This window comes from Rhodoferax ferrireducens T118 (assembly GCF_000013605.1).
Lineage (GTDB): Bacteria > Pseudomonadota > Gammaproteobacteria > Burkholderiales > Burkholderiaceae_C > Rhodoferax > Rhodoferax ferrireducens.
The window spans coordinates 333586-345256 of record NC_007908.1 but is presented as its reverse complement, the minus strand read 5'-3'; the positions used below and the strand labels follow the sequence as shown (position 1 = coordinate 345256).

Sequence of the window (11671 nt, the reverse complement as noted above, 5' to 3'; positions counted from 1 at the left end):
CCTTATAGTGGAGCCTGAAGGTACCTCAATTTGCGAAGACTGACAGGTGCCAATTTGCGCTGCTCGCGACAAGCCACTGAAACGCGGTCAGATGATGGATCGAATCAAAGTCGCCCCTCTGGCCGCAACGGTTGGACAGGGCCCGCGCACGCCCGCTGCTCAAGCCATGGAGACGGCAATAAAGGCCAGTAAAAATATCAATACGGCGCCCGCCAGAGGCAACACAATGGGCATGTAGGGCAAAACCCCTTCCACAGCGTCAGTTTCGGGAGCTTGCTCGTGGGATGCAGGGCTGGACATGGTGATTCCTCGGGTGTTTGGTTGGGCTATTCGTTGAATTTTACCCACGCCGACCAAGTCGCGCCGGTTGTCCACCCGCGGACCCTGCAGCTAAATCAGCTGCGCCTCCAGCCCGGCTTGGTGCAGCTGGGCCAGCACCTCCGCAATGTGTTGCGGCCCGCGCGTCTGGATCACCAGCTCGACTTCAACATTTTGAGCCGCCAGCGTGGTAAAGGCGCGCTGGTGGTGCACCTCATTGATGTTGGCCCCGGCCTCGGCCACCGTGGTGGTGATTTTGGCCAGCGTGCCGGGAATATCCCGGGCGCTGACGCGAATACGCGCCAGCCGCCCGGCGCGCACCATGCCGCGCTCGATGATGGCGGCCAGCAACAAGGGGTCAATATTGCCGCCGGACAGCACCAGGCCGACTTTTTTGCCCTTGAAGCGCTCCGGATATTTGAGCAAGGCCGCCAGGCCCGCTGCACCGGCGCCTTCGACCAGTGTTTTCTCCACTTCCAGCAGCATGACGATGGCCTGCTCGATGTCGCCTTCGTCCACCAGCACCAGGTCATTGACCAGCCGCGCGATGATGGCCAGTGGAATTTGACCGGGCGTCCCGACGGCAATGCCTTCGGCGATGCTGCTGCTGCCCTGCGGGTGGTGTGTGCCCTTGATGGCGTTGAACATGGCCGGGAAACGCACGGTTTGCACGCCGATGATCTCGATATCGGGCTTGATGGCCTTGGCCGCCGTGGCCATGCCCGCGATCAGACCACCGCCGCCGACTGACACCACCAGCGCGTCCAGGTCCGGCACATCCTGCAACATTTCCAGAGCGACCGTGCCTTGGCCGGCCACGATATCCGCATCGTCATAGGGATGGACAAAAATGAGCTGTTGCTGCTCAGCCAGCGCCAGCGCGTGGGCACGAGCCTCGTCCAGCGTGTCGCCATGCAGAACGATCTCGGCGCCAAAACCACGCGTGCGCTCCACTTTGACGCCCGGCGTGAAGCGCGGCATCACAATCACGGCGCGCAGGCCCAGGCGTTGCGCGTGGTAAGCCACCCCTTGCGCGTGGTTGCCGGCGCTCATGGCAATGACGCCGCGCTGGCGTTCTTCAGCGCTGAGTTGCGCCAGTTTGTTGCAGGCGCCGCGCTCCTTGAAGGAGGCGGTGAACTGCAGGTTCTCGAATTTGAGGAATACCTGGGCCCCGGTGATGTCAGACAGGGTGCGCGAGGCCACGCAGGGCGTGCGCAGCAACTGGCCTTGCAGGCGGGTGGCAGCGGTTTGGATGTCGTTGAGCTGGATCATGCGTGCATTGTCTGTTAGAAGCCAAACTCAGTTCTTCCGGGTCCCCAGCAAGGCCGCGCCGATGATCAAGGCGGCTGCCAGCGCCACGCTCCAACTCAGGGCGCGCCCGGTCACCTGCATCAAGAGCACGGTGGACGCCAGCGGCGTCAGGTAGCTCAGAATGCCAACGTGCCGTACGTCGCCGAGTTTCAAGGCCTTGTCCCACAGAAAAAAAGCAGCGCCCAGCGGCCCCAGTCCCATGGCCAACAACAGCAGCCAATCATGCCCCGTCAGTTGCACCGGTGGCTCAAGCACCCAATGGCAGGCCAGGGAAAGCAGACCGGCCAACAAGCCAAACAAACCAATCGCGGTGGTGGAAAAGCCCTTGCCGCTCAACGCAACGCGCTTGGTTTGCAGCGAATAATTGGCCCAGACAATCGCTGCGGCCAGCGCCAGCAAATAACCCCATCCCGTGGCGGATGAAGTCAGGTTGGCACTGGCATCGGTTGAGACACGTCCGCCCCAAATGGCCAGCGCAGCGCCGGCAAAACCCAGCGCCGCCGCCATGAAATGGACGGCGCGCAGCCGGATGCCCGGCACATACAGCGGCGCCAGCACCACAATCAACAAGGGCCACAGGTAGTTGATCAGGTTCACCTCCACCGCCGGCGCCATGCGCAAAGCAATGAACAAAAAAAAGTGATAACCAAACAGAGACGAAACACCCAGAAACAGGGTACTGGGTGCGACCCGCCATTGCCGTGGGTTTTTGAACACAAACGGCCACGCCAGGATGCTGCCGAGCCCCAAGGCAATACCGGTCAACAAAAACGGTGGCACGTGTTTGAGCAAGACGCCCAGAGCGGCAAGAGACGCCCACAGGCAGATCGCGGCGAGCGCGTAAAAATTGGCTTTCATGGGCTTGAGCTTAGCCGCATCGCCAGCGCGCAGCGCAAATCCCCGAACTATCGGCGCGGCGGTCTTTCAGGTCGGCCGCTGGTCGGTGGCGGGACGTTGCCACAGGTTGATGCCACCTTCCACCGCGTGCTGGTCAATGGCGGCCAACTCTGCAGCAGAAAACTGCATGTTTTGCAGCGCCTCCACCAGCTCAATGATTTGCGCCGGGCGGCTGGCACCGATCAGCGCGGACGTCACCCGCTTGTCGCGCAGTACCCAGGCGGTTGCCATTTGCGCCAGGCTTTGCCCGCGTTCGAGCGCAATCTGGTTCAAGGCGCGCACGTGTGTGAGGTTTTGTTCGCTCAGGTGCTCCGCCTTGAGCGAGCCGCCGCCCGGGCGGTTGATACGCGAATCAGCCGGGACGCCGTTCAGGTACTTGTCGGTCAGCAGGCCCTGTGCCAGTGCGCTGAAGGCGATGCAGCCCATGCCGGTGTCATCCAGCGCGTCGAGCAGGTCTTCTTCCACCCAGCGGTTCAACAGGCTGTAAGACGGCTGGTGGATCAGCGGCGCCACGCCCATGTTTTTCAAAATGGCCGCAGCTTCGCGTGTTTTGGCCGCCGAGTAGCTGCTGATGCCGACGTACAGGGCCTTGCCCTGCTGCACGGCGCTGGCCAGGGCGCCACAGGTTTCCTCCAGCGGGGTGTCGGGGTCGAAGCGGTGCGAGTAAAAAATGTCCACATAGTCCAGGCCCATGCGTTTCAAGCTCTGGTCCAGACTGGCCAGCAGGTATTTGCGTGAACCTCCGCCCTGACCATAAGGGCCGGGCCACATGTCCCAGCCGGCCTTGCTGGAGATGATGAGTTCATCACGGTAGGGCTTGAAGTCGCGCCGCAGGTGCTCGCCAAAGTTGGTTTCGGCGCTGCCATAGGGCGGGCCGTAGTTGTTGGCCAGGTCGAAGTGGGTGATGCCCAGATCAAAGGCGGTGCGCAGCATGGCGCGCTGCGTGGCCATCGGCGTGGCGTCGCCAAAGTTGTGCCACAGGCCCAGGGAAACAGCAGGTAGTTTCAGGCCGCTGCGACCGCAGCTGCGGTAGGGCATGGCGTCGTAACGGGTGGGGTTGGCGTGGTAGGTCATGGTTGTTGTTTCATTCAATTAGTTTGGTTAAAGATAGCCTCAAGCCCTTAGGCAGCTTGCCTGAGCAGCTATCAACGCGAGTCCCCCGCAAAGAACAAAAAGGCAGGCTAAGCCTATCTGTGTGCTGTTGCGAAGCCATCAATAGCAGCGACTCAAATAGGGCCCACAATTTTGCAAATAGTTTTATGCAGTAGTTTCAGGGTGGTTTGCTGGGTCAGTGTTGTCGGGCGTAATGAACTGGTGGCCATGCTGACTTTGGTGCGTAGTACCGGGGCGGTGATGGTGCGCACTGAAAATGCCGAAGGACGGATGGAGCTGGACACCGCGTTGCGTGACAACACGGCGTAACCGGCCCCGTCCGCCACCAGATCCAGGATGGCCGACACGCCGTCAATTTCCAGCGCGATGTTCAGCCGACAGCCGATATTGGCCAACTCAGACTCCACGTGCATGCGGATCGCATTGGGTCGGGTGGGAATGACCAGGGGCAGCTGCCCCAGTTCCCGCAGCGTGATGGGGCCGGGCGGCGGGTCTTCCGGCAAGCCGGGTGGGCGGCGTTGCACCAGCAGCAGGTCTTCTTCCAGCAGCGGGGTGATTTCTATTTCCGCGGTCGGTTGGGCGTTGTAAAGCACCGCAATGTCAAGCCGCCCGGCGATCAGCGACTCTTGCATCGGCACGGACAAGCCTTCGCTGATGGCAAGTGTGGCATCCGGCAATTCGATGCGGAAGGCCCGAATCAAAGGCACTGTCAACACCCGGGCCAAGCTGGTGGGCAAGCCCACGGCCACACGCCCCGCCAACGAGCCACGCACCCGGCCGAGTTCTTCGCGGGCACGTTCCACCTGGTGCAGGATGCCGCGGCCATGCGCCAGCAGCAGCTTGCCCGCCTCGGTGGGCAGCGCACCGCGGCCATTGCGGGTCAACAGGTTTTGCCGCAGCTCGACCTCCAGCAGGCGCACCTGGCGGCTCAAGGCAGGTTGGGCCACATCCAGCGCAATGGCGGCACGGGTGAAACTGCCCAGTTCGGCCACGCGCACAAAATATTCCAGTTGCTTCAGATCCATGGCGATGATTGGGAATAACGAAGCATCCATTATGCCAATTTGAAATAACTGCTAGTGCTGGCTTGCGCTTACCAAAGTCATGCCCAGACCACAGAATTGCACCCATGCAAGTCACTGCCACTCCCTCTGTTGCGCCGCTCACCGGCATCTCGTCCATGGCCACGCGCCAGTTGCTGGCCGAATTGACGACTGCCTATGCCGAGCGCAGTGGCCAGACGGTGCTCGTCGAGTCGGTCGGTGGTGTGGATGCGGCCAAGCGCGTGCAGGCTGGCGAAGTCTTTGACCTGGTGGTTCTGGCGTCCGATGCCATGGCCAAGCTGATGGCCGCAGGCCATCTGCGCGCTGACAGTCTGACCCCGCTGGTGCATTCCGGTGTGGCGGTGGCCGTGCGCGCCGGCACCCCGGCCCCCGACATCAGCAGTGAAGACGCGCTGCGCCAGGCGGTGCTGGCCGCGCCCACGCTGAGTTACTCCACCGGCCCCAGCGGCGTGGCGCTGGCCAGACTGTTTGAGCGCTGGGGCATTGCCGAGAGAATCAAAGATCGCATCGTCACCGCCCCGCCCGGCGTGCCGGTGGGCAGCCTGGTGGCCAAGGGTGAGGTGGCGCTGGGTTTTCAGCAGCTCAGCGAACTCATCCATGTGCAGGGCATCAGCATCGTCGGCCCGCTGCCCAGCACCATCCAGATCACCACCACGTTTTCTGCCGCCATGACCAGCGGTTGCACGCGGCCGGCCGAGGTGCAAGCGCTGCTGGACTTCATGGCCTCACCCGAGGCGGCAGAGGCCAAGCAGCGCCAGGGCATGGAGCCTGCTTGATATGAATTTAATAGCTGCTTTCCCTTGTTTTACCTTGGCTAGAGGCCTAAAACACTGATAAATGGAGTCAACCATGAGCCTTTCCATCCGCACCCAAGTCGCCATCATTGGTGCCGGGCCTTCGGGCCTGCTGCTGGGCCAGTTGTTACACAAGGCGGGTATTGACGCGGTGATCGTCGAGCGTGTCTCGGGCGACTACGTGTTGGGCCGCATCCGCGCCGGTGTGCTGGAGCAGGTGACGATTGACCTGCTCGATGAAGCCGGTGTCGGCACGCGTATGCACCGCGAAGGCCTGGTGCATGGCGGCTTTGACATGCTCTACGGTGGCAAGCGCCACCGCATCGACATGAACGGACTCACCGGAGGCAAAAACGTCATGGTCTACGGCCAGACCGAAGTCACCCATGATTTGATGGATGCCCGCGCCTTTGCTGGCCTGCCCACCTACTACGAAGCGTCTGACGTGCAGGTGGCTGACTTTGACACCACCCACCCGCGCGTCACCTTCACCCACCAGGGCCAGGCGGTGACTTTGAGCTGCGACTTCATCGCGGGCTGCGACGGCTTTCACGGCGTGTGCCGCGCCAGCGTGCCGCGCAAGTCGATTCAGGAATTCGAGAAGGTCTACCCCTTTGGCTGGCTGGGCCTGCTCTCGGACACGCCGCCGGTGCATGACGAGTTGATCTACGTGAACAGCCCGCGCGGCTTTGCCCTGTGCTCGCAGCGCAGCAAAACCCGCAGCCGCTACTACCTGCAAGTGCCGCTGACCGACCGCCTGCAGGACTGGACCGACGATGCCTTCTGGCAAGAGCTGCGCCTGCGGCTGGATGACGATGCCCGCGCCCAGCTGGTCACCGGCCCGTCGCTGGAAAAAAGTATTGCCCCGCTGCGCAGCTTTGTCACCGAGCCGATGCGCTTTGGCCGCCTGTTTTTGGCCGGGGATGCGGCCCACATCGTGCCGCCCACCGGGGCCAAGGGCTTGAACCTGGCCGCCACCGACGTGAAATACTTGTGCAACGCGCTGGTGGACTTCTACCAAAACCGCAGCGAGGAGGGCATCGACAGCTACTCCGCCCGCTGCCTGCGCCGCATCTGGAAGGCCGAGCGCTTCTCGTGGTGGTTCACCTCGCTGATGCACCGCTTCCCGGACGACGGCCCCATCACCGCCCGTTTCCAGGAAGCCGAGCTGGACTACCTGATCCACTCCCACGCCGGTTCCTTGTCAATTGCCGAGAACTACGTCGGCCTGCCGCTGGACTTTGCCGAGCCGACCCGCTGAATACTATCTATTTAATAGCTAATCGCCAAGGTTTTACCTTGGCTAGAGGCCAAAAACACTTGTAAAAGGAGTAAACATGATCATCGACTGCCACGGCCACTACACCACGGCCCCCAAGGCGCTGGAAACCTGGCGCAACCAGCAGATTGCCGGCATCAAAGACCCCTCAAGCATGCCCAAAATAGCTGACCTCAAAATCAGCGACGACGAGCTGATTGAAACCATCGAGACCAACCAGCTGCGCCTGATGAAAGAGCGCGGCTCGGACCTGACCCTGTTCAGCCCACGCGCCAGCTTTATGGCGCACCACATTGGCGACTTCAACGTGTCCAGCACCTGGGCGGCGATTTGCAACGAGCTGTGTTACCGCGTAAGCACACTCTTTCCCGACCACTTTGTGCCCGTGGCCATGCTGCCACAAAGCCCCGGTGTCGACCCGGCCACCTGCATCCCCGAGCTGGAAAAATGCGTCAAGGAATATGGAGCGGTTGGCATCAACCTGAACCCCGACCCCAGCGGCGGCCACTGGACATCGCCCCCCCTGAGCGACAAGCACTGGTACCCGATCTACGAGAAGATGGTGGAATACGACCTGCCCGCCATGATTCACGTCAGCACTAGTTGCAACGCCTGTTTTCACACCACTGGCGCGCATTACCTGAACGCCGACACCACCGCCTTCATGCAGTGCCTGACCAGCGACCTGTTCAAGGAATTCCCCACGCTCAAGTTCCTGATTCCGCACGGCGGCGGCGCGGTGCCCTACCACTGGGGCCGCTTCCGTGGCCTGGCGCAAGAGCTGAAAAAGCCGCTGCTGCAAGACCATTTGCTCAACAACATCTTCTTCGACACCTGCGTCTACCACCAGCCCGGCATTGACCTGCTCAACACCGTGATCCCGGTGAAAAACGTGCTGTTTGCCAGCGAGATGATCGGCGCGGTGCGCGGCATCGACCCCGAAACCGGCAATTACTACGACGACACCAAGCGCTACATCGAGGCTTCCAAGATTTTGAGCGATGCGGACCGTCAGCAAATTTTTGAGGCCAACGCCCGCCGCGTGTTCCCACGGCTGGATGCACTGCTAACCGCCAAGAGCCAATAAGAAATATTTGGGGTCGGGTTCGTGAGCGCAGCGAATCAGACCTGACCCCAATTATTTCGTGCCACCCCATTCAGGAGACTCCCATGAACCAACTAGGCATCGTCAAACGCAACATCACCCGCGCTGAACCAGCAGCCGTCGAGAAACTCTCACGCTTTGGCGTGGCCACCATCCACGAGGCCATGGGCCGCGTCGGCTTGATGAAGCCCTACATGCGCCCGATCTACAACGAGGCCCGCATCTGCGGCACGGCAGTCACCGTGCTGCTGCAACCCGGCGACAACTGGATGATGCACGTGGCCGCCGAGCAATTGCAACCCGGCGACGTGGCCGTGGCCGCCTGCACCACCGACAACGCCGACGGCTTTTTTGGCGACCTGCTGGCCACCTCCTTCCAGGCCCGTGGCGCCGTCGGCCTGATCATTGACGGCGGTGTGCGCGACGTGAAAGACCTGACCGAGATGAAGTTCCCGGTGTTTTCCAAAGCCATCCACGCCAAGGGCACCATCAAGGCCACGCTGGGCTCGGTCAACGTGCCCGTGGTCTGCGCAGGGGCCCAGGTCAACCCCGGTGATGTGGTGATTGCCGACATCGACGGCGTGGTCGTCGTGCCCGCCGCCATCGCCCAAAAGGTGGCCGATGCCGCAGAAGCCCGCGAAGCCAACGAAGGCGACAAACGCGCCATCTTCGCCTCCGGCGTGCTCGGGCTGGACTACTACAAGATGCGTGAAGGCCTGGCCAAAGCAGGGCTGCGCTATATAGATTGAAGCACTCAGCCCAGGTTCCACCTGGGCTACAGCACCAAAACACCATGAACAATCCAATAGACTGGAAAGTGGGCCTGGTCGGCTACGGCGAAGTCGGCCGCATCCTGGCCGAAGACCTGCGCGCCCAAGGTGTCGCCGTCAGCGCCTACGACATCAAGCTCGACCAACCCGCCACCGCCGCCCCCTTGCAAGCCCACGCGGCACAGCACGGTGTGCAACTGGCAACGAACAGCGCCGCGCTGGCCGCCCAAGCAGACTTCATCGTCAGCGCGGTCACGGCCAGCCAGACCGTGGGGGTGGCGCAGGCCTGTGCGCCAGCGGTGCAGCCGGGCACGTTTTTTCTGGACTTCAACTCCGCCTCCCCCGGTGCCAAGCAACGCGCAGCCAGCCTGATAGACGCTGCCGGTGGCCGTTATGTGGAAGGCGCGGTCATGACCAGCGTGCCGCCCTACCGCATCAAGGTGCCGCTGCTGCTGGGCGGTGTCTTTGCGACCGAGCTGGCCCCACTGATCAACAGCCTGGGTTTTGCGGCCAAGGTGGCCAGCGACAAATTGGGTGTGGCCAGCGCCACCAAAATGTGCCGCAGCGTGATGATCAAGGGCCTGGAGGCGATGGTGATCGAGAGCTTCACCACTGCCCGCCATTACGGCGTGGAAGACGCGGTGGTGGCCTCACTCTATGAAACCTTTCCCGGCATCGACTGGGAAAAGCAGGCCGCTTATTTCTTCCAGCGCGTCATCGAACATGGCCGCCGCCGCAGCGAAGAGGTGCGCGAAGTGGCCGAGACCGTGGTTGATGCAGGCCTCACCCCCTGGTCCGCCACCGGCACCGCCGAGCGCCAAACCTGGGTGGCCGACGGGGCCGACCAGGGCTGGTTTGGAGAAAAAGGCACGCCCGAATTTGCCCGCAGCGCGGACTGGCGGGTGGAGGCGGATCGGATGCTGGCGCATAGCCGCTTGAAGTCGGACTAAAGGCCTGTGGCATTTGCCGTGCTGCCAGGTTGCACGTCTCTCGTCCTGACCTCCGAATACCTCTGTGCTCCGGCCACTGTTCGGATTCAAACCCTACCGGTTGGGTGTTCCAGCGATGGATGAAAATCAATTTATTCTGCGGCATGAACAGTCAAACTGACGAACTGGACCACGCCCTTTACTGTCGCTGAAAGACCCATAAGAGCCGCTCATGACAGGCAGCTTACCTGCTTCCCAGTTTGACTCCAGTCAGAAGTCGATCATGGCGTTCTGCATCGTGCCTAAAGTGGTCATGGCACGCTCACTGAACGCGGCAGTTCACCTCGCGGCGCGAGGGCGTAAGGGGCCGACGCTTTACAAGGCTCGCATTGCATTGGCTGACCAACCGTCAGCGAGGCTTAGCTAGCCCGTAAAGCACACCAATGTCTTCATTTCGGCCAAAGCAACATTTCTTGAACTTCAATCCAGAGTTGCATGGGCACGGGTCATTCCTGCCAGGCGTGAACATCTTGTTCCTGTAAGTCGTGTTTTTTTTCGGCGCTTTAAAGGCGCTGATGACAGCATTGCCAGCTGGCTTCTCATGCCAAACGTGGCTAAGAATCTTGCCGTCCTTCATGAGTGTTTGGGCTTGCGCAACCTCTTCAGGACCAAGCTTCTCAATTTTCAACGCGAGCACATCTTCCGACCGAAGTTCACTGCCACCTGGCTCCGTGCCAATCATTGTGAATATCGTTAGATCTGGCATTTTTAGCTTTGCAACAAGCCCATACGCATAAAGCAAGTCGAGACGTCTTGCTCGATACTCGTCCGACGTTTGACCAACATCCTGGGGAATAATCACCAAAATAATGCAGGCATGAGGGGTGATAGGGGAGCGAAAAATCTTCGACGTTCTTACATGACTAGGCGTGCCCCGGATTTTTGCTTGATACTCTTTCGCCAGTTGCCCACGGGTAAACCTGGTTTCTGAAGCCAGCATTCGAACCGCTGTCTCGTGCATATTCACTGATGCGTTGAGCGGGTTGGGTGCCGTGGCCGTCAAGATCGCTTTGGTGAAGCGCGAGATCAACTCATCCCAAAAATAACTTCCTTTGTGAAGTTGCTTCAGTCGAGCGCGGGCGCCTGAATTCACATAGTCAGCCCACTCGCCCTCAGGAATTTGAATGATCTCGAACTCAGCGGGCGCGGCCTTCTCATATTCAGCGAAAGGCTTATCAACCATCGGGCCTCCTTGCTTCATGTAAACAGCTAGCAATTCCTCTTCGCCCGTGATAACTCGAATACGTCCACGACGAATGGCGTCTTCTTTCACCTTCAAATATTTGATGAAATCAGGGGCGGTGTCCAGTTCGCGCAGCACAAGTTCAAGCGTGACTTCATCAAAGACGTGAACATAGGGCTTGCTGCGGTCGTCCAGGACGCTGAATGGGTGATCGTCTATTTCATCCGCATCGACGCTATACAAAATGAATGAACCGCTAGAGTTCATCCCGAACAATTCAGCCGCCGCCTTTTGCGTGTTCTTCGTGACTGCTATTAAGTGGATACGGTAGTCGGTGCCGGGTTCAATAAACGGGAAAGGCTTTTGGCATTGAGGGTCGAAGTAGAGTTTGCCGGGGTGCTCCTTGAGCCACTTGTAAGCGCCGTAGAGCTGACTCTTGGACTCATCGATTGATTTGCGTCGCCAACGAGGCCAGGCAATTGTTACGTCAATCTCTGCGTTGAAGCTAATGTCTTTGTCCGAGAAGATCAGTAGGTCTGAGCCGAACACAACAAGCATATCGCACAGCTCTTTGCCAACACCTTTGTCGCCTTTTCTCCCCTCTGAGGTGTAGAGCGACGGATAGCTCCACAAATCCAGGAACGTTTGATCGCACAGTCTAGCTAGTACGCGTTCTGTGTCGGTAACGCCTTTTGATCTCGTTATAGCTTTCATTGTGCGTCTGCGCCTTTGGTTGAAATGTCCGCTTGTGGTCGAGTCCGGGTACCTCCTTGGTTGAATTCGCGGCCACGCAGCTGACATTTTGGCTCATGGAGCCAATGCCCGGTATAAGCCGGGCAATTCGAATT

At 60.3% G+C, this 11671-nt stretch carries 11 protein-coding genes; 5 read left to right on the top strand and 6 right to left on the bottom strand.

All coding sequences use genetic code 11. The annotated features are described in order from the left end of the window. Positions 1-159 precede the first annotated feature (159 nt). The 5 genes from RFER_RS23860 to RFER_RS01700 all read right to left on the bottom strand — a co-directional run bounded on the left by RFER_RS23860 (position 160) and on the right by RFER_RS01700 (position 4664). On the bottom strand, positions 160-300 hold the full coding sequence (locus RFER_RS23860) for a hypothetical protein (RefSeq protein WP_166485630.1): 141 nt from the start codon (positions 298-300) through the stop codon (positions 160-162). Between the two features lie 90 nt (positions 301-390). Then, positions 391-1590, bottom strand: a complete 1200-nt coding sequence (locus tag RFER_RS01715) for a threonine ammonia-lyase (RefSeq protein ID WP_011462671.1) — start codon at positions 1588-1590, stop codon at positions 391-393. A gap of 27 nt (positions 1591-1617) precedes the next feature. Continuing rightward, positions 1618-2487 carry a DMT family transporter gene (locus tag RFER_RS01710; RefSeq protein ID WP_011462670.1) on the bottom strand — a complete coding sequence of 290 codons (870 nt, stop codon included), beginning with the start codon at positions 2485-2487 and terminating at the stop codon, positions 1618-1620. A 66-nt stretch (positions 2488-2553) separates the two neighbouring features. Further along, the gene (gene mgrA, locus RFER_RS01705) at positions 2554-3600 is read right to left on the bottom strand and encodes an L-glyceraldehyde 3-phosphate reductase (RefSeq protein ID WP_011462669.1); all 1047 of its coding nucleotides are present in this window, start codon (positions 3598-3600) and stop codon (positions 2554-2556) included. A gap of 152 nt (positions 3601-3752) precedes the next feature. Beyond that, positions 3753-4664, bottom strand: a complete 912-nt coding sequence (locus tag RFER_RS01700; protein WP_041791243.1) for a LysR substrate-binding domain-containing protein — start codon at positions 4662-4664, stop codon at positions 3753-3755. Between the two features lie 104 nt (positions 4665-4768). On the opposite strand from RFER_RS01700, the gene RFER_RS01695 reads away from it, so the two are divergent. The 5 genes from RFER_RS01695 (at position 4769) to RFER_RS01675 (ending at position 9601) form a co-directional block, all read left to right on the top strand. Next, positions 4769-5479 (top strand): substrate-binding domain-containing protein, encoded by a 711-nt coding sequence (locus tag RFER_RS01695; protein WP_011462667.1) that lies wholly within the window; start codon positions 4769-4771, stop codon positions 5477-5479. A gap of 85 nt (positions 5480-5564) precedes the next feature. Further along, positions 5565-6758, top strand: a complete 1194-nt coding sequence (gene pobA, locus RFER_RS01690; RefSeq protein ID WP_041791238.1) for a 4-hydroxybenzoate 3-monooxygenase — start codon at positions 5565-5567, stop codon at positions 6756-6758. Between the two features lie 76 nt (positions 6759-6834). Then, positions 6835-7863 carry an amidohydrolase family protein gene (locus tag RFER_RS01685; RefSeq protein ID WP_011462665.1) on the top strand — a complete coding sequence of 343 codons (1029 nt, stop codon included), beginning with the start codon at positions 6835-6837 and terminating at the stop codon, positions 7861-7863. A gap of 83 nt (positions 7864-7946) precedes the next feature. Further along, positions 7947-8630, top strand: coding sequence for a 4-carboxy-4-hydroxy-2-oxoadipate aldolase/oxaloacetate decarboxylase (ligK, locus tag RFER_RS01680; RefSeq protein ID WP_011462664.1), 684 nt, complete (start codon positions 7947-7949; stop codon positions 8628-8630). A 44-nt stretch (positions 8631-8674) separates the two neighbouring features. Beyond that, entirely contained in the window at positions 8675-9601 is a 927-nt protein-coding gene (locus RFER_RS01675; RefSeq protein ID WP_011462663.1) for an NAD(P)-dependent oxidoreductase, read from the top strand. Between the two features lie 388 nt (positions 9602-9989). Here the strand turns inward: RFER_RS01675 and RFER_RS01670 are convergent, their stop codons facing one another. Further along, on the bottom strand, positions 9990-11537 hold the full coding sequence (locus tag RFER_RS01670; RefSeq protein WP_049765598.1) for a YecA family protein: 1548 nt from the start codon (positions 11535-11537) through the stop codon (positions 9990-9992). Between the last annotated feature and the right edge of the window lie 134 nt (positions 11538-11671).

Coding starts and splice junctions, on each gene's coding strand:
- ligK (WP_011462664.1), top strand. CDS start 7,947: ATGAACCAACTAGGCATCGTCAAACGCAACATCACCCGCGCTGAACCA.
- RFER_RS01700 (WP_041791243.1), bottom strand. CDS start 4,664: ATGGATCTGAAGCAACTGGAATATTTTGTGCGCGTGGCCGAACTGGGC.
- RFER_RS01695 (WP_011462667.1), top strand. CDS start 4,769: ATGCAAGTCACTGCCACTCCCTCTGTTGCGCCGCTCACCGGCATCTCG.
- RFER_RS01710 (WP_011462670.1), bottom strand. CDS start 2,487: ATGAAAGCCAATTTTTACGCGCTCGCCGCGATCTGCCTGTGGGCGTCT.
- RFER_RS01715 (WP_011462671.1), bottom strand. CDS start 1,590: ATGATCCAGCTCAACGACATCCAAACCGCTGCCACCCGCCTGCAAGGC.
- mgrA (WP_011462669.1), bottom strand. CDS start 3,600: ATGACCTACCACGCCAACCCCACCCGTTACGACGCCATGCCCTACCGC.
- RFER_RS23860 (WP_166485630.1), bottom strand. CDS start 300: ATGTCCAGCCCTGCATCCCACGAGCAAGCTCCCGAAACTGACGCTGTG.
- RFER_RS01670 (WP_049765598.1), bottom strand. CDS start 11,537: ATGAAAGCTATAACGAGATCAAAAGGCGTTACCGACACAGAACGCGTA.
- RFER_RS01685 (WP_011462665.1), top strand. CDS start 6,835: ATGATCATCGACTGCCACGGCCACTACACCACGGCCCCCAAGGCGCTG.
- RFER_RS01675 (WP_011462663.1), top strand. CDS start 8,675: ATGAACAATCCAATAGACTGGAAAGTGGGCCTGGTCGGCTACGGCGAA.